This window comes from Burkholderia sp. HI2500, from assembly GCF_002223055.1.
In the GTDB taxonomy this organism is placed as follows: Bacteria; Pseudomonadota; Gammaproteobacteria; order Burkholderiales; family Burkholderiaceae; genus Burkholderia.
In genome coordinates this window covers 828316-853258 of sequence record NZ_NKFL01000005.1, presented here as the reverse complement: position 1 = coordinate 853258, position 24943 = coordinate 828316, and the positions used below count along the sequence as shown (strand labels likewise).

Genomic DNA, 24943 nt, shown 5'->3' with positions numbered 1-24943 from the left:
CAGGCGTTCCTGTCTCTCCAGTTTTTATTGGCATTCGGATGCGTCCGCTCTCCGCTGTTCCGGAATAAGCGGACTGCACGCGCTGATGCAGGCTTTCTCGTGTTGAACTACTGTTTGAACTCGATGGATCCGTGCCGCCACGCTCGCAGCGGGGCAGTCCAGCTACTTTAGGGTGGGCGGCCCCGGCCGTGAATTGGACGAGTTCGAATCTGCAGGGCTGCCGTTCGGCAGCCGCATGCGCGTCCGCCGCTTGCCAGCCCCATTTCCGCTCCGTAAACTCGCGCCAGATTCCAGACCGGCGCATCCTCCGCAGCCGGCGACCGACAGGAGCCCTTTTCCCCATGTCCGATTCCTACTTCCCGCGCTGGCGGGTGCAATCGACCGGCGCGGCCTCGCGCGTGGTCGGCCCCGACGAGCGCCTCGCGTGGCCGCAGATGGTCGCGATGGGCGTGCAGCACGTCGTCGCGATGTTCGGCTCGACCGTGCTCGCGCCGCTGCTGATGGGCTTCGACCCGAACCTGTGCATCTTCATGTCGGGCATCGGCACGCTGCTGTTCTTCGTGCTGGTCGGCGGCCGCGTGCCGAGCTACCTCGGCTCGAGCTTCGCGTTCATCGGCCTCGTGATCGCGGTGACCGGCTACGGCGGCAGCGGCCCGAACCCGAACATCCCGGTCGCGCTCGGCGGGATCGTCGCGTGCGGCGTCGTGTACGTCGCGCTCGGCCTGCTGGTGCAGGCGATCGGCACGCGCTGGATCGAGACGCTGATGCCGCCCGTCGTGACCGGCGCGGTGGTTGCGGTGATCGGGCTGAACCTCGCGCCGATCGCGGTCAAGGGCGTGTCCGGGTCGACCTTCGAATCGGTGATGGCGCTCGTCACGGTGCTGTGCGTCGGCGGCGTCGCGGTGTTCTCGCGCGGCATGGTGCAGCGCCTGCTGATCCTGGTCGGGCTGGTGATCGCTTACGCGATCTACGCGGTCGCGACCAACGGGATGGGGCTCGGCAAGCCGATCGATTTCTCGATCGTCGGGCAGGCGGCCTGGTTCGGGGTGCCGAGCTTCCGCGCGCCGGTGTTCGATCCGCACGCGATGCTGATGCTCGCGCCGATCGCGGTGATCCTGGTCGCGGAAAACCTCGGCCACATCAAGGCCGTCAGCGCGATGACGGGCGCGAGCCTCGATCGCTACGTGGGCCGCGCATTCATCGGCGACGGGCTCGCGACGATCGTGTCGGGCAGCGTCGGCGGCACGGGCGTGACGACCTACGCGGAGAACATCGGCGTGATGGCCGTCACGCGGATCTACTCGACGCTCGTGTTCGCGGTCGCCGCGGTGATCGCGATCGTGCTCGGCTTCTCGCCGAAGTTCGGCGCGGTGATCCAGACGATTCCGGGCCCGGTGCTCGGCGGCGTGTCGATCGTCGTGTTCGGGCTGATCGCGGTGACGGGCGCGCGGATCTGGGTCGTCAACAAGGTCGACTTCTCCGACAACCGCAACCTGATCGTCGCGGCCGTCACGCTGGTGCTCGGCGCCGGCGACTTCTCGCTGAAGATCGGCGGCTTCGGGCTCGGCGGGATCGGCACCGCGACGTTCGGCGCGATCATCCTGTACGCGATCCTGCGCAAGGAAAAGGAACCGGGCCCGGTGGTCTGAGCGTCCGGCGGGCGGCGTCCTGCCGCCCGCGCCATCTTTTGCGTCGACCGTCGACGCGCTACGCGCCGACGTTCGACTGCGTCTGCAGCCACGCGCAGAACTGCGCGACGAGCGGATCGTCCGCCGGCGCGCGCGGCGCGATCCACCAGTAGCTGCGCGTCGCGATGCGCGGCCCCTCCAGCGGCATCACCAGCCGGCCGCTCGCGAGCTCGTCGTCGATCAGCGGCAACGGGCCGAGCGCGACGCCCAGGCCGTCGACGGCCGCCTGCAGCGCCAGGTAGAAGTGGTCGAACGACTGCCGCTTGCGCCCCTTCATCGCCACGCCGGCCGCCGCGAACCAGTCGCGCCAGCCTTCCGGCCGCGTATCCGAATGCAGCAGCACGTGGCGCGCGAGATCGTCCGCGCGCGCGATCGGCGCGCGCTTGAGCAGCGCCGGGCTGCAGACGGGTATCACGCTTTCGTCGAGGAAGTGGCCGCTCGTGCAGTTCGGCCAGTGGCCGGGGCCGCGGCGGATCGCGACATCGAAGCCGTCGAGCGTATCGAGGGGCGCATTCGACGTCGACAGCTTCAGCTCGACGTTCGGCACGTCGCGCTGGAACCGCGACAGGCGCGGCAGCAGCCATTTCATCGCGAAGGTCGGCAGCGCATTGATGCGCAGCACGCGTGCCGCGCCCGTGTTGCGCAACTGCTCGGTCGCGAGCGCGATGCTGTCGAACGCCGCGCGCACGGTGTCGAGGTAGCGGCGGCCTTCGTCGGTGAGCTTCACGCGCTTGCCGTAGCGGTGGAACACCGGCTTGCCGAGCCAGGCCTCGAACCCGGCGATCTGCCGGCTGATGGCACCGTGAGTCACATGCAGCTCGTCGCCGGCAGCGCTGAAGCTTTCATGTCGTGCCGCGGCTTCAAAGGCCCGAAGCGCGGAAAAGGGCGGGAGATCGCGTGCCATGCTTGTGATTCTAGATCACAAGGGCGCGCCGATAAAATCGTTTTGCCGGCATACCGAACGGCGGTAACCTCGGGTCACCGTTTGATAAGGAACCCCATGCAATCCGCTTCTCCGCCGGCCGCCCCGCCGCCGGCCGCCTCGCCCCGCGGCGTCGGCCTCGCCGAGCTGTTCACCGGTTTCCTGTCGCTTGGCCTCATGTCGTTCGGCGGCGCGCTGCCGTTCGCGCGGCGCACCATCGTCGAAGAGCGCAAGTGGCTCTCCGCCGACGAGTTCACCGATCTGCTCGGGCTGTGCCAGTTCCTGCCGGGCGGCAACGTGATCAACCTGTCGGTGGCCGTCGGCATGCGCTTTCGCGGCGTCGCCGGCGCGTTCGCCGGCATGCTCGGGCTGATCGCGGGCCCGACGCTCGTCGTCGTCGCGCTCGGCGTGCTGTACGCGAAGACGCAGAACGATCCGCGCGTGCAGCACCTGTTCGCGGGGCTCGCCGCGGCGGCGGCCGGGCTGCTCGTCGCGATGGCCGTGAAGGTCTTGAAGCCGCTGCGGCATGCGCGGGCGGCGGCCGGCATCGCGGTGCTCGCGTTCGTCGCGATCGCGGTGCTGCGCATTCCGCTGCTGACCACGATGCTCGTGCTGACGCCCGTCAGCGTGTGGTTCGCGTCGCGCCGCGGCGACGCGGGCACGCCGCGGCCGGCGCAGGCCGCGGCGCGCGACGCGCAGCGAGGAGAGCGGCCATGAACGACACGCTGATCGCCATCGCGACGATCTTCAGCCAGTTGTCGCTGCTCGCGTTCGGCGGCGGCAACACGATCCTGCCGGAGATGCAGCGGCAGGTCGTCGACGTCCATCACTGGATGAGCGCGCACGAGTTCACCGCGCTGTTCGCGCTGGCCCAGGCCGCGCCCGGGCCGAACATGATGATCGTGTCGCTGGTGGGCTGGCACGTGGCCGGCTGGAGCGGGCTCTTGGTCGCGTCGCTTGCGAAGTTCGGGCCGTCGTCGATCGTTACCGTGCTCGCGCTGCATGCGTGGGAGCGCTTTCGCGACCGGCCGTGGCGCCGCTACGTGCAGCAGGGGATGATGCCGGTCACCGCCGGGCTCGTCGCGGCCAGCGCGGTGCTGATCTCCGAGGCGTCGAACCGCACCGCGATCCAGTGGGGCATTACGGCCGCGTGCGCAGTGCTCGCGTGGCGCACGCGCATCCATCCGTTGTGGCTGCTCGCGGGCGGCGCGCTGATCGGGCTCACGGGCATCGGGCAATGACCGGCGCACTTTGACCGCCCGTGCGCCATACTGCGCGAATCTTCACGGGAGGCTCGATGGATCTCGACGGCGCCAGCCGCAATCTCACTGTCGCCGCGTTGCTGACGCTGTCCGGCGGCTATCTCGACGCGTATACGTATGTCGGCCATGGCCACGTGTTCGCGAACACGATGACCGGCAACGTCGCGCTGCTCGGCATCAACCTGTCGGCCGGCGAATGGGCCGCCGCGCTGCATCACGTGCCGCCGCTCGTCGGCTTCACGATCGCGGTGTTCGTCGCGCACCTGCTCGGGCTTGCCGCGCAGCGCGGCTGGATGAAGCACACGGCGTTCGCGAGCCTGCTCGTCGAGATCGTCTTTCTCGGTGTCGCCGCGAGCGGCCTCGTCGGCGCGTCGAGCGCGTGGCTGATTCCGGGCATCTCGTTCGTCGCGACGCTGCAGACGCTGTCGTTCACCCATCTCGAGGAACTGTCGTACACGTCGGTGATGACCACCGGCAACCTGCGGCGCGCCGCGCAGAAGCTGTTCGTCGGGTTGATCCCGCGCTACGACGCGGGTGCGCTGCACGACTCGGCGATGCTCGCGACGATCAGCTTCTGCTTCCTGGCCGGCGCGGTGGTCGGCGGCCTCGTCACGCGACTCGTGCCGGAGGTCGCGCTGTGGGGCGCCGTGCTGTTGCTCGTCGGCGCGTTCGCGGAAATCGTGCGGCGCGCGTGGCGCCGGCACACGGCCGACGGCGGGCCGGCGGCGGTGTGACCGCGCCTCCCGAGGGCGCACCCCTGCGTGTGCCCCCAGCGTGCGCCCCCGGGCGTGCCCGCGCGCGCCCGTTCCGCGGCACCTGCCGCGCGATCCTGACCGACCCGACGCACCGTCAGCCGCGCTCGCGGCCGCTGCCGTGCGGCGCCCGATGCCCGCCGGATGCGCGTTGCCGCGCGCAGCGTTGTGCGCGGGCGACAGTTCCGCCGTTACCGCGCATTTCAATTTCTTTCAGCGATGGCACTCGTCATATGATTCAGCCCACATCGCGCGCGCCAAGAACGTGAGCGATCGCCACCCGGCTGCGCACGCGGCCGGCCATGAATGGAGACACCTACAAAAAGGAAAGCTCATGAAGCAGACCACCCGACTCGCAGCCATCGCAGGGGGCGCCGCGCTCGCATTTGCCAGCCAGTATGCGGCCGCACAAAGCTCGGTCACGCTCTGGGGCGTCGCCGACGCCAGCATCCGTTACCTGACCAACGCCAACGCCAAGAACGACGGCCTGCTGTCGATGACCAACGGCGCGATCACGAACAGCCGCTTCGGCATCTACGGCACGGAAGACCTCGGCGGCGGCCTGAAGGCCGTGTTCAACCTCGAGAGCGGCGTGAACCTGCAGAACGGCGCCTTCGCCGACAGCGGCCGCCTGTTCAACCGCGCAGCGTACGTCGGCCTGCAGAGCCCGTACGGCACGGTGACCCTCGGCCGCCAGAAGACGCCGCTGTTCGACCTGCTGTCGGATACCTACGATCCGCTGACGGTCGGCAACTACCTCGAAAACGCATGGCTGCCGGTCGCACTCGGCGGCGGCCTGTATGCGGACAACCAGATCAAGTACACCGGCAAGTTCGAAGGCCTGACCGCGAAGGCGATGTACTCGACCGGCACCAACTACGAATCGACCGGCGCGGGCGGCTTCTCGGGCCAGATCCCGGGTTCGCTGGGCAAGGGCAATGCGTGGGGCGTGTCGCTGTCGTACGTGATGGGCCCGCTCAGCATCGCGGCCGGCGCGCAGCAGAACAGCGACAACTCGGCGCGCAAGCAGACGATCTACCACGCGAACGTCGTGTATGCGTTCAGCAAGGCGAAGATCTACGCGGGCTACCTGCGCTCGAAGGACGACACGGGCTTCGTCGACAGCCTGCTCGCACAGCAGACGATTCCGGTCGCGAAGGGCACCGGCCGGATCGACGACGGTCCGTTCGCGGGCGTGAGCTGGCAGGTCAGCGCGCCGCTGACGCTGACGGGCGCGTTCTACTACGACCACATGCGCAACGCGATGACCACCAACGGCACGCTCGCGAGCGGCAACCGCTACGCGATCGTCGGCATTGCCGAGTACGCGCTCAGCAAGCGCACGGAAGTCTACGGCACCGTCGACTTCAACAAGACGAACGGCGCGGCGAACGTCGAGCTGCCGGGTCGCAGCAACCAGACCGGCATCGCGATCGGCCTGCGCAATATCTTCTGACGAACGTCGGAACGCATCGGCCGGCAGTCGTCCGGCCTGCATCGAAGGGGCGCCGCGAGGCGCCTCTTTTTTTTCGTCACGCGACCTTCATACGCGCGCACGACTATTCGGCGAATGCTTCATCACGAGACCCCCGCGCCGTAAGGGTTTCGTCGGCAATCCAGAACATACTTTTACAGTGCGCGCGACGGCTTTCCGCTACGCTGCGTGCATCGCCCGTTGCGTGCCGCCTGGCGCGCGCGTGCGTCGTTCCGGTTGCGCTCGGCGAGTGCGGCCGGCCTGGTGCGTAACTTGTGTATCCGGTGATGACAATCGCGGTCCGCCGGTTTTTTTCGTGGGACGATGCGCTCACGATTTTCTTGAAAGGGGATGACGATGGGTATCCTGAACACCGTGGGTGAAATCGCTGGCGCAGTCGCTGCTGTCGAAGGCGCGGAAAAGCTGGATCCGGATGCGGGCCTGCTGACCAAGGCGGCCGCCGCCGTCGCCGGCTTCAAGGGTGCGGAAGCGATCGAAGGCATGCTCGAGAAGAAGGAAGAGCAGCCGCAGCAGGCAGACGACACGCAGGCGACGGACGGCAGCGACACGTCGCAGGCATGAGCATGGCGGCTGGTCCGGCCGTGGGCGCGCTCTTCGCGCGCCCGGGCGGATCGGTGCCGCGCAGCCGGCAGGTCGGGCATGCGGTCGATCGGTGACGCATGACACACCCGGCAGCTGGTTTGACCGGCGAGAGGCAACGTCTCTCGCCGTTTTTTATTGGGCGGGCGCCGGGCTGCACCGTGCGCCGCAAGAATGCCGGAATCTTGCTATCGTGCCGTCATCCGAACTGCGATGAGGGAATGCGATGGATTTCGACTACGACCTGTTCGTCATCGGCGCCGGCTCGGGCGGCGTGCGGCTCGCACGCATGTCCGCGTCATACGGCGCGCACGTCGGCATTGCGGAAGAAGAGCAGATCGGCGGCACCTGCGTGCTGCGCGGCTGCATTCCGAAGAAGCTGCTCGTCTACGCATCGCACTACCCGCATGAAGTCGAGGACGCGAAGGGCTTCGGCTGGAGCTTCGGCGCCGGCACGCTCGACTGGCCCGCGCTGATCGCCGCGAAGGATCGCGAGATCAACCGGCTCAGCGACATCTACATCAACCTGCTGCGGCAATCGGGCGTCGAGATGCACGCGGGGCGCGCGACGCTCGTCGATGCGCACACGGTCGCGATCGGCGAGCGCACGATCCGTGCGCGCCACATCGCGATCGCGACCGGCTCGCGCCCGTCGATGCCGGCGCGGCCCGGCATCGGGCATGCGATCACGTCGCGCGAGGCGCTGTCGCTTGCCGCGTGCCCCAAGCGCATCGCGGTGGTCGGCGGCGGCTATATCGCGGTCGAGTTCGCGGGCATCTTCAACGGCTTCGGCAGCCACGTCGACCTGTTCTATCGCGGCGAGAAGATCCTGCGCGGCTTCGACGACGACGTGCGCCAGTTCCTGACCGACGAGATGACGAAACAGGGTGTCACGATCCATGCACGCTCGGTGGTCGAGTCGATCGAGCGCGCGGACGACGGCACGCTGAGCGTGCGCGTCGGCGCGGCACGGCACGGGCCGTACGACCAGGTGCTGTATGCGACCGGCCGCGTGCCGAACGTCGACGGCCTCGGGCTCGAGCAGGCGGGCGTGATGCTCGACGCGCGTGGCGCGATCGCCGTCGATGCGTATTCGGCGACGTCGGTGCCGTCGATCCACGCGATCGGCGACGTCACGTCGCGGCCGCAGCTCACGCCGGTCGCGACGCGCGACGGCGGGTTGCTCGCCCGCACGCTGTTCGGCGGGTCGCGCGTCGCGGCCGATCACGAATGGGTGCCGTCGGCGGTGTTCAGCCAGCCCGAGGTCGCGACGGTCGGGCTCACCGAGTCGACCGCGCGCGACCTGTACGACGGCGACGTCGATATCTACCGCACGTCGTTCAAGGCGCTGCGTCACACGCTGTCGGGCCGCGACGAGCGCACGCTGATGAAGCTCGTCGTCGCGCGCGACAGCCAGCGCGTGGTCGGCGCGCACATGGTCGGCCGCGATGCGGGCGAGATCATCCAGGGCATCGCGATCGCGATTCGCGCGGGTGCGACGAAGGCGCAGTTCGACGACACGATCGGCATTCACCCGACCGCGGCCGAGGAGTTCGTGACGATGCGGCAGAAGGTGGCGGATTAGCGGGGGCGCGTCGGCGCACGGCAACAACGGAACGGCTGCGCTTCGACGCGGCCGTTTCTCGTTGATGTGACCCGGTCAATGCACGCCGAATGCGTCGAGCAGCCGGTACCAGCTCATCGCGAGCACCAGCGCCGGCGTGCGCAGCGCCTCGCCGCCGGGGAAGTCGCGATGGCGGATCTTGTCGAACAGGTCGAAGCGGCTCGCCTGCCCGTTGATCGCCTCGGCGATCAGCTTGCCCGCAAGCGCGGTCGTGTTCACGCCGTGCCCCGAGAACCCCTGCGCGAAATACATCGTCGGCGCGATGCGGCCGAAGTGCGGCGCGCGGTTCATCGTGATGTCGACGAAGCCGCCCCACGCGTAGTCGACCTTCACGTCCGCCAACTGCGGGAACGTCTTCAGCATGTCCGCGCGCATTGCCGCCGCGAGATCGCGCGGCTCCCGCGTCGAATAGCTGACCTTGCCGCCCCACACGAGCCGCGTGTCGGGCGCCGGCCGGAAATAGTCGAGCACGAAGCGGCTGTCGCAGATCGCCGCGCGCGCGGGCATCAGCGCGGCGGCGCGCGCGTCGCCGAGCGGCTCGGTCGCGATCACGTAGGTGCCGACCGGCATGATCTTCCTCGACAGCGCGGGCGCGAGCGTGCCGACGAAGGTATTGCACGCGAGCACGACGAAACGCGCGCGCACGTTGCCGCCGCTCGTCTCGACGACATGGCCGCCCGCGACGTCGCGCACGCGCGTCACGCAGCTGTCCTCGTGGATGCGCACGCCCGCGTCGGTCGCCGCGCGGGCGAGGCCGAGCGTGTAGTTGAGCGGATGGAGGTGGCCGCTGTCCGGGTCGTACAGGCCGCCGCAATAGCGCTCGGACTGCACGTAGTCGCCGAGTTCGTCGGCTTCGACGAAGTGGAAGCGGTCGTAGCCGAAGCGCTTCGCGGCTTCGTCGCGCCAGCGTTTCAGGCCGTCGGCGTCGCGCTCGGTGTTCGCGGCGGTCAGGTAGCCGGGCACCAGCGCGCAGTCGATGTCGTGCTGCGCGATGCGCGACTTCACGAGCGACAGCGTTTCGAGCCCCATGTCCCAGATGCGCTTCACGTCGCCTTCCGGCATGAACTGCCCGAACGTGTCGATGTCGCACGCGAACCCGCCGATCAGCTGGCCGCCGTTGCGGCCGCTCGCTGCCCATCCGACCCGCGACGCCTCGAGCACGGTCACCGAATGGCCGCGCTCGGCGAGATTGAGCGCGGCGGACAGGCCCGTGAGGCCCGCGCCGATCACGCACACGTCGGCATCGATCGTGCCGGCGAGCGGCGCGTGGCGGGTCGTATCGTTGGCGGTCGCCGCGTAGTAGGACGCGACGTGCGGCTGGTTGGCGAATGTCTGCATGGTCAGGATAACGGAGGAGTTTGACTCAGAATAGCTCGCGCACGCGGTGGTACAGCATCCCGAGTTCGAGCGCGGGTTGCCGCCATGCGTCGCCGCCGGGGAAGCGCCGGTGACGCATGCGCGCGAACAGGTCGAACGCGCGTGTGTCGCCCGCGATCGCGCCGGCGACCGCGCGTCCGGCGATGCCGGTGAGCGCGACGCCATGGCCGCTGAAGCCCTGGACGTAGAAGAAGTTCGGATCGAGCGCGCCGAAATCCGGCGCACGGTTGCGCGTGACGTCGACGAAGCCGCCCCAAGCGTGGTCGACGCGCACGTCACCGAGCTGCGGGAACACGCCGACCATGCGGCGCCGGATCGTTTCGGCGAGCGTGGCGGGCGACGCGCCGGCCGAATTCGCGCGGCCGCCGAACAGCATCCGGTGGTCGGCCGACAGCCGGAAATAGTCGAGGAAGAAGTTGTTGTCGCATACGGCTTCGCGCTGCGCGATCAGCGCGTCGGCGCGCGCCAGGCCGAGCGGCTCGGTCGCGATGATGTACGACGCGATCGGCGCGATGCGGGCGGCCGTCGCGGCCGGCAGCACGCCGCCGGGGCCCGCGTTGCAGCACGACACGACGAAGCGGCAGCGCACGTCGCCGGTTGGCGTGCGCACGATGGGCCGCTCGCCGCGCACGACGTCGAGCGCGGACGTATGCGCGTACAGCGCGACGCCTTCGCGGCGCGCGGCATCGGCCAGGCCGAGGCAGTACTTGAGCGGATGCAGGTGGCCCGACAGCGGATCGTAGACGCCCGCGAGATAGCGTGTCGATGCGATGCGCGCGCGGATCTCGCCGGTGTCGAGCCATGACAGCGACGGATGGCCCCAGCGCTGGGTCGCTGCGTCCATCCACGCGTGCAGGTCGTCGATGCGGCGCGGTTTCGTCGCGACCGTCAGGTAGCCGCGCGTGAAGTCGCAGTCGATCCCGTAGCGCGCGATCCGCTCGGCGATCAACGCGACGCCGTCGAGCGACAGCGACCACGCGGCGCGCGCGCCGTCGGCGCCGAGCTGCCGCTCGACTTCCTCGTCCTTCGCGAAGCCGGTGATCGCCTGGCCGCCGTTGCGGCCCGACGCACCCCAGCCGGGCCGGTGCGCGTCGATCACCGCGACGGACAGCCCGCGCGCACGGCAGTCGAGCGCGGTCGACAGGCCCGCGAAGCCGGCGCCGATCACGCAGACGTCGACGTCGATCGTCCCGTCGAGCGCCGGGTCGTCCACGGCGGGGCGCACGGCCGTCGCTTCGTAGTACGAGTCGCGCGCGAGCGCATCGGCGCGGCGGGTGAAAGACTGCGTCATGAATCCGGCTCCCTCGTTGCAGCCGGCGGCGGTGCATCGCGCACCGTCGTCCGGCCGGTAAAAACGGCGCGGGACGCCGTGCGTGCGGCACGGCGTCCCGCGCGGGCTGCGTCAGAACGAATAGATGAACTGCGTCGCGAGCAGGTCGTTGGACTTGCCATACGATCCGTCGTTGCGCAGGAACACCTTGTTGTTCGCCCAGTCGTGGCGGTATTCGACCTTCACGGTGATCTGCTGGGTCGGATAGAACAGCAGGTCGAGCGCGACATCCTGGCGCACGGCCCCCTTGCACTCGAAGCCCAGGCCGCCGCCGGCCTTCGACTGCGCGAGGCAGTCCGCGTCGACGCCGAAGCCGTTGCTCGGGTCCATCCCGTTGCCGTTCAGCGCGATGCCGCCGCCGCCGCCGCCGTTCTTCGAGTTGGCGAGCAGGTCGTAGCGCAGCGTCACGCCCATGCGGCCGACCACCGGCGCGTTGAACTTGCGGTGCGCGAGCAGCGACAGGCCGTACCACTGCGCGAGCCCGCCGTTGAACGCCGCATGCTGCTGACGGCCGTAGTCGACTTCCGCGTTGTACTGAATGTCGGCGAGCGTGTAGGTCGCGTCGAGTTCACCGAAGAAGAACGAGCCGTACGCGCTCGGTGCTGCACCACCCGGGCCGTAGTTGACGCCGATTTGTTGGCCGGTAACCGGATCTGTCACAGCTGCCGACGACAGCGTCTGGCGACCGATATTGAACGAACCGCCGATGTCGAGCGCACTCGACCACGTGTAGTCCGCGCGTGCGGTGAAGGTCGGCACCTTGTTGCTGGTGGTGATCGGGTCGCCGAGCGCATTCACGCCTTTCTGCGTGACCGAACCGTACGTGCGGTACTGCTCGTTGCCGAGGAAGAACTTCCACGCCCAGTTGCCCTTCGTGTAGTTCGCGCCGATCCCGACGTAGCTGCCCGGATCCGAGAAATCGTACAGCAGGTTGTGCGTGAGCGTGAGCATCTGGTTCGACTGCTGCACCTCGTAGCCGCCGAAGCTCGGGATCAGGCCGGCGACCAGCGTCGTTTCGGCGGTGATCGGCACGTTGATGACCGCGGTGTTCAGCAGGTTGTCGGTGATCGAGCCGCGCGAGTTCTGCAGCAGCGTGATGCCGTTGCCGCGGTTAGGCATCAGCGTGATTTCCGCCGACGGCGCCATCGGGCCGACGCCGAACGTCTTCTTGATGTCGAGGTAGAGATCGCCGAACGTGCTGTTGAAGTAGTTGTACGCGTTCTCGTGGTTCGCGAACAGGAACGACGACGTGCCGGCCGCGCGGTTGTACATGTAGGTCGGGTCGATGTAGCCCGTCACCGACAGGCCGGCGAGCGGGCCCGTGTTGGCCGCGTCCGTCAGCGAGTCGACCTTCAGCTGCTGGTTCGCGATCTGCTGCTTCATTTCGCCGACCTCATCGTTGGTCAGCGTGGCCTGCGCCTTGCCGTAGTCCGGCGAGCCCGGGTCGACGGCCACCGCGGCCGGCGCGACGCCCACCCCTGCCTTCGTGCCGGCCTGGGCGGTCGCGGGGCCGCCCTTCGCCGACAGTTGCGCCTGCATCGCCTTCATCTGTTTCTGCAGCGCCGCGACCTGCGCCTGCAGCGCCTTGATCTCGGCGGATGTCGAGTCGGCCAGCGCGATGCCCGGTAACGCGCCGGCCACCAGCAGGCAGATCAGTTTCTTCTTCATTGCGGATTCTCCTTGTCGTGTGCCTGTCAAATCGGAATCGAATCGCGCGCCCCCCCCTTGGGGCGGCGCATCTTGCTTGTCTGCAGTGCTTGTTATCTTTGGAACAGGAGGCGATGCGTCACGCCACCGCGAACGCCGCCTTCATGTCGGTGATGCGGCGCCGCTCACGCGCGATCATCATCCGGTTCACGACGATCACGCCGATCGTCACCGCCGTGATGAACAGCGTCGCCAGCGCGTTCATCTCCGGGTTCAGCCCCAGCCGCACGCGCGAGAACACCACCAGCGGCAGCGTCGTCGAGCCCGGCCCGGACAGGAACGCCGACAGCACCAGGTCGTCGATCGACAGCGTGAACGACAGCAGCCACCCCGACAGCAGCGCCTGCGAGATCAGCGGCAGCGTCACCACGAAGAACACCTTCAGCGGCGTCGCGCCCAAATCGAGCGCCGCTTCTTCCAGCGACTTGTTCATCTCCTTCACGCGCGACTGCACGATGATCGCCACGTACGACACGCACAGCATCACGTGGCCGATCCAGATCGTCACCATCCCGCGCCCCTTCGGCCAGCCGAACATCTGCTCCAGCGCAACGAACAGCAACAGCAGCGAGATGCCCTGGATCACTTCCGGGATCACCAGCGGCGCGTTGATCATCCCCGTGTACAGCGTGAAGCCCTTGAAGCGGCCGAAGCGCGCGAGCACGAAGCCCGCCCACGTGCCGATCACGACCGATGCGGTGGCCGTCAGCAGGCCGATCTTCAGCGACAGCCACGCGGCGCTCAGCAGCTCGTCGTCGTCCAGCAGCGCCGCGTACCACTTCAGCGAGAAGCCCGACCACACCGTCACCAGCTTCGACTCGTTGAACGAGTACACGACCAGGCTGATGATCGGGATGTACAGGAACAGGAAGCCGAAGGCGAGGACGCCCGTCGACAGCGGTTTGCTCGGCTTGATCATTTCGCGTCCTCCAGTTCCTTGACCTGGTAGTACTGGAACAGCGCCATCGGCACCAGCAGCAGCAGCACCATCGCGACCGTCACCGCGGACGCCATCGGCCAGTCCATGTTGTTGAAGAATTCATCCCACATCACGCGGCCGATCATCAGCGTGTCGGCGCCGCCGAGCAGCTCCGGAATCACGTACTCGCCGACTGCCGGGATGAACACCAGCAGGCTGCCGGCGATGATCCCGTTCTTCGACAGCGGCAGCGTGATCCGCGTGAACGCGACCCACGGTTTCGCGCCGAGGTCGTACGCGGCTTCGAGCAGCGTGAGGTCCATCTTCACGAGGTGCGCGTACAGCGGCATCACCATGAACGGCAGGTACGAATAGACCATCCCGATGTAGACGCCCGCATCGCTGTGATAGAGGCGCAGCGGCGTATGGATGATGCCGAGCGCGATCAGCGTGTGGTTCAAGAGGCCGTCGTCCTTCAGGATGCCGATCCATGCGTACACGCGGATCAGGAACGACGTCCAGAACGGCAGCATCACGGCCATCATCAGCACGTTGCGGCGGTTCGGTTCGGAGCGCGCGATGTAGTACGCCATCGGATAGCCGATCAGCAAACACAGCACCGTCGACACGGCGGCCATCTTCAGCGAGCTGAGGTAGGTCGCGATGTACAGGTCGTCCTGCAGCAGGAACGCGTAGTGCGACAGCTGCAGCGCGAAGTGCACGACGCCGTCCTTGATCTCGACGAGCGACGTGTACGGCGGAATGCCCATCACCTGGTCGGCGAAGCTGATCTTCAGCACCAGCACGAACGGCAGCGCGAAGAACACGGCAAGCCATACGAACGGCACGCCGATCGCGACGCTGCGGCCCGACGGCAGGAAACGCGACAGCGCAGCAAAGCGGCCCGGGCGGGCGCGGCCGGTGCCGGCGCTCGCGGCGCCGGTCGGCACCGGCGCGGACGGATTGGAGGCGGAGGTTCTCATCGTGGCGTCCTCACTGCGTCAGCACGACGCCGCTGGCCGGCGACCACGACACGAACACGTCGTCGTTCCACGCCGGTGCGTTCTCGTTCATCAGGTGCGAGCTCGACAGGTTCGACACGACCGTCTTGCCGCTCGGCAAGCGCACGTGGTACAGCGAGTAGCTGCCCATGTACGCGATGTCGGTCACGACGCCGCGCGCCCAGTTGTGTTTCGAGCCCGGCTTCTCGCGCGACACGTGAATGCGTTCCGGGCGCACCGAGATGCCGACCGGCATGCCGAGCGGGCCCGTGACGCCGTGGCTCACGTACATGCGGGCTTCGAGGTCGTCGCTTTCGACGAAAATGTGATCGGGCTCGTCTTCGACCACGCGCCCTTCGAACAGGTTGGTCGAGCCGATGAATTCGGCCGAGAAGCGGCTGTTCGGAAACTCGTACACCTCGCCCGGCGCGCCGATCTGCACGATCTTGCCTTCGCTCATCACCGCGAGGCGGCTCGCGCCCTTCGAACAGGTTGGTCGAGCCGATGAATTCGGCCGAGAAGCGGCTGTTCGGAAACTCGTACACCTCGCCCGGCGCGCCGATCTGCACGATCTTGCCTTCGCTCATCACCGCGAGGCGGCTCGCCATCGTCATCGCCTCTTCCTGGTCGTGCGTGACCATCACGCAGGTCACGTCGACCTTCTCGATGATGTTCACGAGTTCGAGCTGGGTTTTCTGGCGGATCTTCTTGTCGAGCGCGGACATCGGCTCGTCGAGCAGCAGCAGCTTCGGGCGCTTGACCAGCGAGCGCGCGAGCGCGACACGCTGCTGCTGGCCGCCGGAGAGCTGATGCGGCTTGCGCTGCGCGTACTTGCTCATCTGCACGAGCGCGAGCGCGTCGGCCACGCGCTCCTTGATCTCGTGCTTCGGCGTGCCTTCCTGCTTCAGGCCGAACGCGACGTTCGATTCGACCGTCATGTGCGGGAACAGCGCGTACGACTGGAACATCATGTTCACCGGCCGGCGGTACGGCGGTAGCGACGCGAGGTCCTCGCCGTCGACGAAGATCTTGCCGGAGGTGGCCGTCTCGAGGCCCGCGAGCATGCGCAGCAACGTCGACTTGCCGCAGCCCGAGCTGCCGAGCAGCGCGAACAGCTCGTTCTTCGCGATCGTCAGGTTCACGTTGTCGACGGCGGTGCTGTCGCCGAATTTCTTCACGACGTTTTCGATGCGCACGAAGGCGTCGTTTTGCGTACGGGCCGCGGGGGCCGGCTGGGTGTGTCGTGCAGCAGCGGAAGAGGGTATCGATTGCATGGGATTCACCATTCGTTCTTCACGGATTGCAGGCGTGAGCGCCCCCGCGCGAGGCGCAAAACGCGACTCACGGGCGACGGCTCGTGCCGGATGGAACAGTGCGCGCGGCGCGCGCGGGCGGACGGAGGTCCGCGGATCTCAGGCGGGCAGGCGTGAAGCGCCGCCTGCGCCGCCGGAATTCAGGTCGATCAGTGGCCGGTCTTCAGTTGGGCCCACAGACGGTTCTCGAGGCGCAGGATGTCGGCCGGCATCGGCTTCATCAGCACCATCTTCTTCAGCACGTCTTCAGGCGGGTAGACGGTCGGGTCCTGCGCGACGGCCGGCGTGACGAACTGGTGCGCGGCCTTGTTCGCGGTCGGGTAGAACACCGTGTTGGTGATCGCCGCGTTGACCTTCGGATCGGACACGTAGTTGATCCACTTCAGTGCGGCTTCGGCGTGCGGTGCATCCTTCGGGATCACCATCACGTCGAACCACAGCAGGCCGCCTTCCTTCGGATTCGAGAACTTGATGTCGTACGAACGCTTCGCTTCGGCCGAGCGGCGATGCGCGATGCCGACGTCGCCCGACCAGCCGAGCACGACGCACACGTCGTTGTTCGCGAGGTCGTTGATGTAGCCGGACGAGTTGAACTGGGTGATGTACGGGCGGACTTTCTTCAGGACTTCGAACGCAGCCTGGTAGTCGCCGGGATTCTTGCTGTTCGGATCCTTGCCCATGTATTGCAGCGTGGCGGCGAACACATCGACGGCCTGGTCGAGGAACGACACGCCGCAGCTCTTCAGCTTTTCCATGTTGGCCGGATCGAACACCAGCGCCCAGCTGTCGACCGGCGCCTTGTCGCCGAGGGCCTTCTTCACCGCCTGCGCGTTGTAGCCGATGCCGTCCGTGCCGTAGGCCCAGGGCACGCCGTACTGGTTGCCCGGGTCGGCATCCGAGATCATCTTCATCAAGAGCGGGTCGAGGTTCGCGAGGTTCGGCAGCTTCGACTTGTCGAGCTTCTGGTACACGCCGGCCTGGATCTGCTTGGCCATGTAGTTCGACGTCGGCACGACGATGTCGTAACCCGAACTGCCGGCCAGCAGCTTCGCCTGAAGCGTGTCGTCGCTGTCGTAGTTGTCGTACTTGACGTGGATGCCCGTCTGCTTCTGGAAGTTCGGGATCGTGTCGGGTGCGATGTAGTCGGACCAGTTGTAGACGTTCAGCTCGTCGGCCGCGTGTGCCGTCGGGCTGGCGACCGACGTGAACGCGGCCGCGGCGGCAAGGGCGGCAACGGAACAGGCTTGGCGAAGAAAGCAGGCACGCATGGTGGAATTCCCCTGGTTATGGCGGCGTGCGGCGCCCGCCGCACGCCTGTAGGCAAAAACCGTTACGAAATACCCAGTTGCTGGGCGGTTGCATCGACTGCTTTTTTCGCCTTCGATACGAGTTCATCGATTTCCGGACGCGAGATCACGAGCGGCGGCGACAGCAGCATCCGGTCGCCGGTCGCGCGCATGATCAGGTTGCCGTTGAAGCAGAAGTCGCGGCAGATCGTGCCGACGTCGCCACCGTTCGCGAAGCGGCGGCGTTCGGCCGGCGCTTCGGCGAGCTGCAGGCTCGCGACGAGGCCGTGGCCATGCACCTCGCCGACGATCGGGTGGCGCGCGAAGGTTTCGCGCATCAGCGCCTGGAAGTACGGGCCCGTGTCGTTCTTCACGCGCTCGACGATCCCTTCATCGCGCAGCAGCTTCAGGTTCGCGACCGCGACGGCCGCCGCGACCGGGTGGCCCGAGTACGTGAGGCCGTGATTGAATTCGCCGTTGTCGATGATCGGCCGCGCCACGCGTTCGTGAATGCCGACGGCCCCCATCGGCACGTAGCCCGACGTGAGGCCCTTGGCCATCGTGATGAGATCGGGTTCGAAGCCGAAGTGTTGGTGTGCGAACCATTCGCCGGTGCGGCCGAAGCCGCCGATCACTTCGTCGGCCACCAGCAGGATGTCGTACTTGCGGCAGATCCGCTGGATTTCCGGCCAGTACGTCGACGGCGGGAAGATCACGCCGCCCGCGCCCTGGAACGGCTCGCCGATGAACGCGGCGACGTGCTCCGCGCCGAGTTCGAGGATCTTCGCTTCTAGCTGCTGTGCACGCGCCAGGCCGAACGCTTCCGGCGTTTCGCCGGCCGCCGCTTCACCGAAGAAATACGGCTGGTCGATATGCACGATGTGCTCGACCTTCGACGGCATCTGCTCGTGCATGTAGCCCATCCCGCCGAGCGTGCCGCCGGCGATCGTCGAGCCGTGATAGCCGTTCTTGCGCGAGATCACGTATTTCTTCTGCGGCTGGCCCTGCACGCGCCAGTACTGGTGCACGAGGCGCAGCACGGTGTCGTTGCCTTCCGAGCCGCTGTTGCAATAGAAGAAGTGGTTGAAGCCGGCCGGCGTGACTTCCGCGAGCATCGCGGAGAGCTCGATCACCGGCGGGTGCGTGGTCTTGAAGAACGTGTTGTAGAACGGCAGTTCCTGGATCTGGCGATACGCGGCGTCGGCGAGTTCCTTGCGGCCGTAGCCGACGTTCACGCACCAGAGGCCGGCCATCCCGTCGATCACCTTGTTGCCGTCCGAGTCCCACAGGTAGACGCCGTCGGCCTTCACGATCACGCGGCTGCCTGCACGGTTCAGCGCGCCCATGTCCGAGAACGGGTGGATGTGGTGCGCGGCGTCGAGCGCGCGGTATTCGGCGGTCGTGCGCGCCTGCGTCGCGCGCGGTGCGGCGGCCGTGGCGCTCGGTGCGGCCGGTTGGACCCAGGCAGATTCGTTGCGGTACGTCATGTTTCCTCCGTGATTCCGTATTCGGTCGAGTGCACGCTCAGACGTGCAGCAGCAGATGGCGGCGTTCCCACGAGCTGATCACGCGGAAGAACGCTTCGTATTCGGTTTCCTTCAGCGCGAAATACGCCTTCAGGAACTTGTGGCCGAGGATCTCGCCGAGCGGCTCGCAGGCGGCCATCAGCGTCAGCCCTTCCTCGAGGTTGCGCGGCAGCTGGTACGGCAGGTCGTAGCCGTCGCTGACGAGCGGCTCGGTCGGCTCCAGGCGCTGCGTCATGCCGAGATAGCCGGCCGCGAGCGTCGCGGCGAGCGCGAGGTACGGGTTGCAGTCGACGCCGGGGATGCGGTTCTCGATGCGGCGTGCCGACGGGCCCGAGTGCGGGATGCGGAAGCCGACCGTGCGGTTGTCGTAGCCCCACTGCACGTTGATCGGCGCAGCCATGAAGCGCGACAGGCGGCGATACGAGTTGATGTACGGCGCGAAGATCGGCATCAGCGCCGGCGTGTACTTCTGCAGCCCCGCGAGGAAGTTGTAGAACATCGACGTCGCGCCGCCGGTTTCCGGCGACGTGAACAGGTTCTGGCCCGTTTCCTCGTCGACGATGCTCTGGTGCACGTGCATCGCCGAGCCCGGTTCGTCTTCCATCGGCTTGGCCATGAACGTCGCGTACATGTTGTGACGCAGCGCGGCCTCGCGCACCGTGCGCTTGAACAGGAACACCTGGTCGGCGAGCGACAGCGCGTCGCCGTGCATGAAGTTGATCTCCATCTGCGCGGCGCCGACTTCGTGGATCAGCGTGTCGATGTCGAGGTTCTGCGCTTCGCAGTACTCGTAGATGTCCTCGAACAGCGGGTCGAACTCGTTGACGGCCTCGATCGAATACGACTGGCGGCCCGTTTCGGGGCGGCCCGTGCGGCCGACCGGCGGGCGCAGCGGCAGGTCGGGGTCCTTGTTCATGTCGACCAGGTAGAACTCGAGTTCCGGCGCGACGACGGGCTTCCAGCCCTTCGCCTTGTACAGGTCGAGCACGCGGCGCAGCACGTAGCGCGGCGAGATCTCGACCGGCGAGCCGTCGAAGTGCACGCAGTCGTGGATCACCTGCGCGGTCGGGTCGACGGCCCACGGGATCAGGCGGATCGTCGACGTGTCGGGCACGCACACCATGTCGGGGTCGGTCACGCCGGTCAGCGAGCCGTCTTCCGGATATTCGCCGGTGACGGTCTGCACCATCACGGCCTGCGGCAGGCGCATCGACTCGCCGGACGTGAACTTGTTGCGCGGCGTGATCTTGCCGCGCGCGATACCGGCCATGTCGGGAATGATCGCTTCGATCTCGGTGATCCGGTGCTGCTTCAGAAAGTCTTCGATGTCTTGCATGTCTGTTCTCGTTGGTTGGGTCGGCGCTCAGGCGAGCGCGGCGGCGGCCATGGCGCGCGTGCGGGCAGCGCGGCGGACGCGGCAGGCATCGCCGAAGGCGCGGAAGATCGCGCTCGACAGCGGGTCCTGCGCATGGCGCCACTCCGGATGCCACTGCACGGCGAGGGCGAAAGCCGGCGCATCGACGACGCTCACGGCTTCGATCAGCCCGTCCGGCGCGACGGCCTCGACGGCGAGGCCGGAGCCGAGTTGCGCGATGCCCTGCTTGTGCAGCGAGTTCACGTGCACTTCGTCGCGGCCGCCGGCGAGCGCGTGCAGCGTGCCGCCGGGCGTCAGGCGCACGACGTGCGCGGGGCCGTACTGCGTCTCCATCGGCGCGTCGTCGTCCTCGCGGTGATCGGCGAGGCCCGGCACTTCGTGCACGCGCTGGTGCAGCGTGCCGCCGCAGACGACGTTCAGCTCCTGGAAGCCGCGGCAGACGGCCAGCACGGGCACGCCCGCGGCGATCGCCGCGCGCAGCAGCGGCAGCGTGGTCGCGTCGCGGGCCGGGTCGTGCTTCGTGCCCGGTGCGCTCGGTTCGCCGCCGTACCGGTGCGGCTCGACGTTCGAGTAACTGCCGGTAAACAGCAGGCCGTCGACCGTGTCGAGTACGTCGTCGACCGACTGGCGCTCGCCGAGCGCGGGCAGCACCATCGCGAACGCCTGCGCACCATCGACGATCGCGGCGACGTATTTGTCGCCGACCGTATGCGACGCATGCGCGCCGATTTGCGTGTGGTCGGCGGTGATGCCGACGAGGGGTTTCCTTCTATCCATGACGTCAATCAGTTATCCGGAGGGTTGTTGCGTCTTGCTTGCCGGATGTGGCGAAACGCCGGCGTGCAACAGCCCCGCAGCCTTGCGCGAGACGCAGGGCCGCTGGTGAATGGGCGCAACGGGATGGCGTGGCGATCCGCGCTGCGCGCGACGATCAGGCCGTCGTTCGTTTCATTGCGACACGCGACGCGGCAACGCATGCGCGAACGCGTTCCGTCACCGCATGGACGATGCGGTTGGCGAATCAGCAGATGAAACGAACGACGTAAAGAAAGGAGAGGCGCTACGGCAGCAGCGACGCCACTTCGTCGGTATCGACGGCGACGAATGCGCGTGCGGAAACGGCGTTGTGACGCCGAACGGAACGACGGGACAGGATGGTGTAGATCGACAGGTGAAGCAGGCGAGGACTATGCCAGCCGCAACTGCCGTCGTCGGAAGCGGACGCCGCGCTGCGCAAACTTCGCACATCGCCTCGATCCCACCTCACCAGAGGGCCACGGACTCTCACGATTACACTCGACTGGGTTGTTGAAAGTATTGAACACCTGACCGTTTCGACGCGCGGGGCGTTTAAAATAATCAAGGCGCCGGTTACGCGTTATTTACATTGATGGGCATCAATTTTTGCGTTGCAATAACGTTTTTTGCTGCCGATGAATGCTTGATGACGCTAACCTGAGAGCCAGCATATACGAGCCAAAAACGGCGTCAAATGTTTTTTAACGGTGCTGTATCAGGGCTTTCCCGAGCAGTGCGAACAAAAGATTCGCAAAAGGAATAATCGACGGGGTGTTCATTATTTCGAACGCCTTTCAGGGTTTTCCCCGCTGATGTGCGGCATAAAGTGATTAGAATATTCAACGGCTGTCCACCGCGTCGTTTCACTTTGTCATCGCACTTATCGTGTCCGAAACCGAATCGATGTCCACCGAAGTCGCCGAGCGCCTGCGTTTCGTGCGCAACAAGCATGGCCTGTCGCAGCGCGAACTCGCGAAGCGGGCCGGCGTGACCAACGGCACGATCTCGCTGATCGAACAGGGCCGCGTGAGCCCGTCGGTCGGCTCGTTGAAGAAGCTGCTCGAATGCATCCCGATGAGTCTCGCGGAGTTCTTCACGTTCGAGCTCGTCGAATCGCGCTCGGTCGTGTCGCGTCGCGACGAGATGCCGAACCTCGGCAACGACACGCTCGCGTTTCATCTGGTCGGCGCGAGCATGAAGGATCGCAACATGTGCATCCTGCGCGAGATCTACCAGCCGCAGGCCGATACGGGGCCCGAGATGCTCGTGCACGCGGGGCACGAGGGCGGGGTCGTCGTGTCGGGCCGGCTCGAGCTGACCGTCGACGGCGCGACGTGGCTGCTCGACCCCGGAGACGGCTACTACTTCGAAAGCCGTTTGCCGCACCGTTTTCGCAATCCCAGCGCGGACCTGATCTGCGAGGTCGTCTCGGCCAATTCGCCGGCGACCTTCTGAGCTCCCCCCGCGCGTCACTGCATTCGCTGCCGGCCGGCTGCGCGTCATGCGCAGCGGCGTGTCGCATCGCGAATGCCAAAAAACTGAGGCATCCTGATGAACAAGTTGACTTTGGCTGACTGGCAGGACAAGGCGGCGTCGCTCGAGATCGAAGGGCGCGCATTCATCGACGGCGCGTCGCGCGACGCGCACGGCGGCAAGACGTTCGACTGCGTGAGCCCGATCGACGGCCGCGTGCTCGTGAAGGTCGCCGATTGCGGCGAAGCCGACGTGAACGCGGCCGTCGCGGCCGCGCGCCGCGCGTTCGACGCGGGCGTGTGGGCCGGCATGAACCCGCGTGCGCGCAAGGCCGTGCTGCTGCGCTGGGCCGCGCTGATGCGCGAGCATCTCGACGAGCTGTCGCTGCTCGAGACCCTCGACGCCGGCAAGCCGATCGGCGACACGACGACGGTCGACGTGCCGGGCGCCGCGTACTGCGTCGAATGGTTTGCCGAAGCGATCGACAAGGTGGGCGGCGAGGTTGCGCCGGCCGATCATCATCTCGTCGGTCTCGTCACGCGTGAGCCGGTCGGCGTGGTGGCCGCCGTCGTGCCGTGGAACTTCCCGATCCTGATGGCCGCGTGGAAATTCGGCCCGGCGCTCGCGGCCGGCAACAGCGTCGTGCTGAAACCGTCGGAGAAATCGCCGCTGACCGCGATCCGTGTCGCGCAACTCGCGGTTGAGGCCGGCATTCCCGCGGGCGTGTTCAACGTCGTGCCGGGCGCGGGCGAGCCGGGCAAGCTGCTCGCGCTGCATCGCGACGTCGACTGCATCGCGTTCACGGGCTCGACGGCGGTCGGCAAGCTGATCATGCAGTACGCCGCGCAGTCGAACCTGAAGCGCGCGTGGCTCGAACTCGGCGGCAAGTCGCCGAACATCGTGCTGCCCGATTGTCCCGATCTCGACCGCGCGGCGCAGGCGGCTGCCGGCGCGATCTTCTACAACATGGGCGAGATGTGCACGGCAGGTTCCCGCCTGCTCGTGCATCGCGACATCAAGGACGCGTTCATCGAGAAGCTCGTCGCGGCCGCACGCGCGTACGTGCCCGGCAATCCGCTCGATCCGTCGGTGTCGATGGGCGCGATCGTCGACGGCATCCAGCTCGAGCGCGTGCTCGGCTATATCGAGGCCGGTCGCAGCGAAGGCAGGCTCGTCACGGGTGGTGCGCGCGTGAAGGCGGAAACGGGCGGCTTCTACGTGGAGCCGACGGTGTTCGAGGTGAAGCCCGACGCGAAGATCGCGCGCGAGGAGATCTTCGGGCCCGTGCTGTCGGTGATCGTGTTCGACGACGTAGACGAAGCGGTGCGGATCGCGAACGACACCGAATACGGGCTGGCCGCGGCCGTGTGGACGTCGAACCTGACGACCGCGCACGACGTGTCGCGCCGGCTGCGTGCGGGCACCGTCTGGGTGAACTGCTACGACGAGGGCGGCGACATGAACTTCCCGTTCGGCGGCTACAAGCAGTCGGGCAACGGCCGCGACAAGTCGCTGCATGCGCTCGAGAAATACACCGAGCTGAAGTCGACGCTGATCCGGCTGCGCTGACGCGCAATCGGGCGCGGGCGCAGCGCCGGTCGGCGGTGTGCCCGCGGTTCGCAGGGTGCGGACGTTATGCGGCGCGCAGCGCGGGGTGGAAGCCGGCGGCTTCGATGATCGACTGCACGCGCTCGGCGCCTTGCGCCGATTCGACCTTGACGATCTTCGCCGCGACGTCGATGTCGAGCTTCGCGGCGGGATCGGCGGCCGTCACCGCGCGCGTGATGGCGTTGGCGCAGCCGCCGCAGGTCATGTCCTGGACTTCGAATTCCATCGTGTTCTCCTGAGTTGACGATTGACAAGCATCGACAGCATGAAGCTTGCCACGGTGGGAAGGTCAAGCGTACGCGTGTTGCGGGAAATCCGTGTCGCGGCGTCGCTGCAGCGACAGACGGTTGTAAACGTGAAGTCTGACGAATTGCGGTCGCGCCTTTGACGTCATTCGGAATTTATCCCGATTGACGGCGAAGCGTTCCGGGCACGGCGGGGCGGATGCCTTGCCGGGCAACGCGCGACTGCGATCCATGAAGCGTGATCACCATGTCGCCAGTAAGGGTACGCGAGTTGAAAATGCGAATCGATCTTAGTATCGGTTCCCTTCGATATTTCAATTCGTTACCCTCATGAACCGTTTTGCTTTCGGCTTCGCACTGGCCCTGCTGGGCGCATCGGCCACGTCCGCATTCGCGGCCGACGATGTCGTCAACCTGACCCTGAAGGACCACAAGTTTTCGCCCGATGGCGTGACGATCCCGGCCGGCAAGAAGGTGAAGTTCGTCGTGAAGAACCTCGACGCGACGCCCGCCGAATTCGAGAGCGACGACTTCAAGGCGGAGAAGGTCGTGCCCGCGGGCAAGTCGGTGGAGATCCTGGTCGGGCCGCTGAAGGCCGGCACGTACGAATTCCACGACGAGTATCACGAAGCGCAGTCGAAGACGCACCTGACCGTCAAATAA

22 protein-coding genes and 1 pseudogene are annotated in these 24943 nt (G+C 66.9%); 10 read left to right on the top strand and 13 right to left on the bottom strand.

What is annotated here, in order from left to right; all coding sequences use genetic code 11:
* Positions 1-341: 341 nt before the first annotated feature.
* Entirely contained in the window at positions 342-1649 is a 1308-nt protein-coding gene (locus tag CFB45_RS16885; protein ID WP_089426506.1) for a solute carrier family 23 protein, read from the top strand.
* A gap of 58 nt (positions 1650-1707) precedes the next feature.
* Here the strand turns inward: CFB45_RS16885 and CFB45_RS16880 are convergent, their stop codons facing one another.
* Positions 1708-2592, bottom strand: a complete 885-nt coding sequence (locus tag CFB45_RS16880; RefSeq protein ID WP_069249062.1) for a transcriptional regulator GcvA — start codon at positions 2590-2592, stop codon at positions 1708-1710.
* A gap of 96 nt (positions 2593-2688) precedes the next feature.
* Here CFB45_RS16880 and CFB45_RS16875 point away from each other — a divergent pair, with 96 nt between their 5' ends.
* From CFB45_RS16875 to gor, 6 genes are all read left to right on the top strand, one after another.
* A complete protein-coding gene (locus CFB45_RS16875; RefSeq protein ID WP_089426505.1) occupies positions 2689-3327 on the top strand; it encodes a chromate transporter in 639 nt (212 codons plus the stop codon).
* The gene (locus CFB45_RS16870; RefSeq protein ID WP_043184629.1) at positions 3324-3851 is read left to right on the top strand and encodes a chromate transporter; all 528 of its coding nucleotides are present in this window, start codon (positions 3324-3326) and stop codon (positions 3849-3851) included. Before CFB45_RS16875 ends, CFB45_RS16870 begins: the two co-directional genes overlap by 4 nt.
* 56 nt (positions 3852-3907) lie before the next feature.
* Complete coding sequence (locus CFB45_RS16865) at positions 3908-4606, top strand: YoaK family protein (protein WP_089426504.1); 699 nt, start codon at positions 3908-3910, stop codon at positions 4604-4606.
* 352 nt (positions 4607-4958) lie between these two features.
* Complete coding sequence (locus CFB45_RS16860; RefSeq protein WP_039369128.1) at positions 4959-6080, top strand: porin; 1122 nt, start codon at positions 4959-4961, stop codon at positions 6078-6080.
* Positions 6081-6455: 375 nt separating this feature from the next.
* Positions 6456-6680 (top strand): hypothetical protein, encoded by a 225-nt coding sequence (locus tag CFB45_RS16855; RefSeq protein ID WP_043185162.1) that lies wholly within the window; start codon positions 6456-6458, stop codon positions 6678-6680.
* Between the two features lie 244 nt (positions 6681-6924).
* The gene (gene gor, locus CFB45_RS16850) at positions 6925-8283 is read left to right on the top strand and encodes a glutathione-disulfide reductase (protein WP_089426503.1); all 1359 of its coding nucleotides are present in this window, start codon (positions 6925-6927) and stop codon (positions 8281-8283) included.
* A gap of 75 nt (positions 8284-8358) precedes the next feature.
* Here the strand turns inward: gor and CFB45_RS16845 are convergent, their stop codons facing one another.
* The 11 genes and pseudogenes from CFB45_RS16845 to CFB45_RS39465 form a co-directional block, all read right to left on the bottom strand.
* Positions 8359-9660, bottom strand: a complete 1302-nt coding sequence (locus tag CFB45_RS16845; protein ID WP_089426502.1) for an NAD(P)/FAD-dependent oxidoreductase — start codon at positions 9658-9660, stop codon at positions 8359-8361.
* 25 nt (positions 9661-9685) lie between these two features.
* Positions 9686-10990: an NAD(P)/FAD-dependent oxidoreductase gene (locus CFB45_RS16840; protein ID WP_089426501.1), complete on the bottom strand. Its 1305-nt coding sequence runs from the start codon at positions 10988-10990 to the stop codon at positions 9686-9688.
* 111 nt (positions 10991-11101) lie between these two features.
* Complete coding sequence (locus CFB45_RS16835; RefSeq protein WP_089426500.1) at positions 11102-12697, bottom strand: DUF3138 family protein; 1596 nt, start codon at positions 12695-12697, stop codon at positions 11102-11104.
* A 118-nt stretch (positions 12698-12815) separates the two neighbouring features.
* A complete protein-coding gene (locus CFB45_RS16830) occupies positions 12816-13655 on the bottom strand; it encodes an ABC transporter permease subunit (protein ID WP_089426499.1) in 840 nt (279 codons plus the stop codon).
* Entirely contained in the window at positions 13652-14638 is a 987-nt protein-coding gene (locus tag CFB45_RS16825; RefSeq protein ID WP_089426498.1) for an ABC transporter permease subunit, read from the bottom strand. The genes CFB45_RS16830 and CFB45_RS16825 overlap by 4 nt, the downstream gene beginning before the upstream one ends.
* 10 nt (positions 14639-14648) lie before the next feature.
* Positions 14649-15930 (bottom strand): annotated as a pseudogene (locus CFB45_RS39810) (ABC transporter ATP-binding protein).
* Positions 15931-16118: 188 nt separating this feature from the next.
* Complete coding sequence (locus CFB45_RS16810) at positions 16119-17237, bottom strand: polyamine ABC transporter substrate-binding protein (protein ID WP_089426497.1); 1119 nt, start codon at positions 17235-17237, stop codon at positions 16119-16121.
* Positions 17238-17299: 62 nt separating this feature from the next.
* The gene (locus CFB45_RS16805; protein WP_089426496.1) at positions 17300-18742 is read right to left on the bottom strand and encodes an aspartate aminotransferase family protein; all 1443 of its coding nucleotides are present in this window, start codon (positions 18740-18742) and stop codon (positions 17300-17302) included.
* Positions 18743-18779: 37 nt separating this feature from the next.
* The gene (locus CFB45_RS16800; RefSeq protein WP_089426495.1) at positions 18780-20117 is read right to left on the bottom strand and encodes a glutamine synthetase family protein; all 1338 of its coding nucleotides are present in this window, start codon (positions 20115-20117) and stop codon (positions 18780-18782) included.
* Between the two features lie 27 nt (positions 20118-20144).
* Entirely contained in the window at positions 20145-20933 is a 789-nt protein-coding gene (locus CFB45_RS16795) for a gamma-glutamyl-gamma-aminobutyrate hydrolase family protein (RefSeq protein ID WP_089426494.1), read from the bottom strand.
* Between the two features lie 283 nt (positions 20934-21216).
* Positions 21217-21402 (bottom strand): hypothetical protein, encoded by a 186-nt coding sequence (locus tag CFB45_RS39465; protein WP_043184603.1) that lies wholly within the window; start codon positions 21400-21402, stop codon positions 21217-21219.
* A gap of 455 nt (positions 21403-21857) precedes the next feature.
* Between CFB45_RS39465 and CFB45_RS16785 the strand changes: the two genes are divergently transcribed.
* Positions 21858-22409 carry a cupin domain-containing protein gene (locus CFB45_RS16785; RefSeq protein ID WP_089426670.1) on the top strand — a complete coding sequence of 184 codons (552 nt, stop codon included), beginning with the start codon at positions 21858-21860 and terminating at the stop codon, positions 22407-22409.
* Positions 22410-22505: 96 nt separating this feature from the next.
* Positions 22506-23996, top strand: coding sequence for an aldehyde dehydrogenase (locus CFB45_RS16780; protein WP_089426493.1), 1491 nt, complete (start codon positions 22506-22508; stop codon positions 23994-23996).
* 64 nt (positions 23997-24060) lie between these two features.
* Here CFB45_RS16780 and CFB45_RS16775 read toward each other — a convergent pair whose 3' ends face one another.
* Positions 24061-24261 carry a heavy-metal-associated domain-containing protein gene (locus tag CFB45_RS16775; RefSeq protein ID WP_011353438.1) on the bottom strand — a complete coding sequence of 67 codons (201 nt, stop codon included), beginning with the start codon at positions 24259-24261 and terminating at the stop codon, positions 24061-24063.
* Between the two features lie 349 nt (positions 24262-24610).
* Between CFB45_RS16775 and CFB45_RS16770 the strand changes: the two genes are divergently transcribed.
* Positions 24611-24943, top strand: a complete 333-nt coding sequence (locus CFB45_RS16770; protein WP_011353437.1) for a cupredoxin domain-containing protein — start codon at positions 24611-24613, stop codon at positions 24941-24943.

Excerpts from the sequence above, each read along its gene's own strand:
- CFB45_RS16885 (WP_089426506.1), top strand. The coding sequence starts at position 342 with ATGTCCGATTCCTACTTCCCGCGCTGGCGGGTGCAATCGACCGGCGCG.
- CFB45_RS16880 (WP_069249062.1), bottom strand. The coding sequence starts at position 2,592 with ATGGCACGCGATCTCCCGCCCTTTTCCGCGCTTCGGGCCTTTGAAGCC.
- CFB45_RS16875 (WP_089426505.1), top strand. The coding sequence starts at position 2,689 with ATGCAATCCGCTTCTCCGCCGGCCGCCCCGCCGCCGGCCGCCTCGCCC.
- CFB45_RS16870 (WP_043184629.1), top strand. The coding sequence starts at position 3,324 with ATGAACGACACGCTGATCGCCATCGCGACGATCTTCAGCCAGTTGTCG.
- CFB45_RS16865 (WP_089426504.1), top strand. The coding sequence starts at position 3,908 with ATGGATCTCGACGGCGCCAGCCGCAATCTCACTGTCGCCGCGTTGCTG.
- CFB45_RS16860 (WP_039369128.1), top strand. The coding sequence starts at position 4,959 with ATGAAGCAGACCACCCGACTCGCAGCCATCGCAGGGGGCGCCGCGCTC.
- CFB45_RS16855 (WP_043185162.1), top strand. The coding sequence starts at position 6,456 with ATGGGTATCCTGAACACCGTGGGTGAAATCGCTGGCGCAGTCGCTGCT.
- gor (WP_089426503.1), top strand. The coding sequence starts at position 6,925 with ATGGATTTCGACTACGACCTGTTCGTCATCGGCGCCGGCTCGGGCGGC.
- CFB45_RS16845 (WP_089426502.1), bottom strand. The coding sequence starts at position 9,660 with ATGCAGACATTCGCCAACCAGCCGCACGTCGCGTCCTACTACGCGGCG.
- CFB45_RS16840 (WP_089426501.1), bottom strand. The coding sequence starts at position 10,990 with ATGACGCAGTCTTTCACCCGCCGCGCCGATGCGCTCGCGCGCGACTCG.
- CFB45_RS16835 (WP_089426500.1), bottom strand. The coding sequence starts at position 12,697 with ATGAAGAAGAAACTGATCTGCCTGCTGGTGGCCGGCGCGTTACCGGGC.
- CFB45_RS16830 (WP_089426499.1), bottom strand. The coding sequence starts at position 13,655 with ATGATCAAGCCGAGCAAACCGCTGTCGACGGGCGTCCTCGCCTTCGGC.
- CFB45_RS16825 (WP_089426498.1), bottom strand. The coding sequence starts at position 14,638 with ATGAGAACCTCCGCCTCCAATCCGTCCGCGCCGGTGCCGACCGGCGCC.
- CFB45_RS16810 (WP_089426497.1), bottom strand. The coding sequence starts at position 17,237 with ATGCGTGCCTGCTTTCTTCGCCAAGCCTGTTCCGTTGCCGCCCTTGCC.
- CFB45_RS16805 (WP_089426496.1), bottom strand. The coding sequence starts at position 18,742 with ATGACGTACCGCAACGAATCTGCCTGGGTCCAACCGGCCGCACCGAGC.
- CFB45_RS16800 (WP_089426495.1), bottom strand. The coding sequence starts at position 20,117 with ATGCAAGACATCGAAGACTTTCTGAAGCAGCACCGGATCACCGAGATC.
- CFB45_RS16795 (WP_089426494.1), bottom strand. The coding sequence starts at position 20,933 with ATGGATAGAAGGAAACCCCTCGTCGGCATCACCGCCGACCACACGCAA.
- CFB45_RS16785 (WP_089426670.1), top strand. The coding sequence starts at position 21,858 with ATGTCCACCGAAGTCGCCGAGCGCCTGCGTTTCGTGCGCAACAAGCAT.
- CFB45_RS16780 (WP_089426493.1), top strand. The coding sequence starts at position 22,506 with ATGAACAAGTTGACTTTGGCTGACTGGCAGGACAAGGCGGCGTCGCTC.
- CFB45_RS16775 (WP_011353438.1), bottom strand. The coding sequence starts at position 24,261 with ATGGAATTCGAAGTCCAGGACATGACCTGCGGCGGCTGCGCCAACGCC.
- CFB45_RS16770 (WP_011353437.1), top strand. The coding sequence starts at position 24,611 with ATGAACCGTTTTGCTTTCGGCTTCGCACTGGCCCTGCTGGGCGCATCG.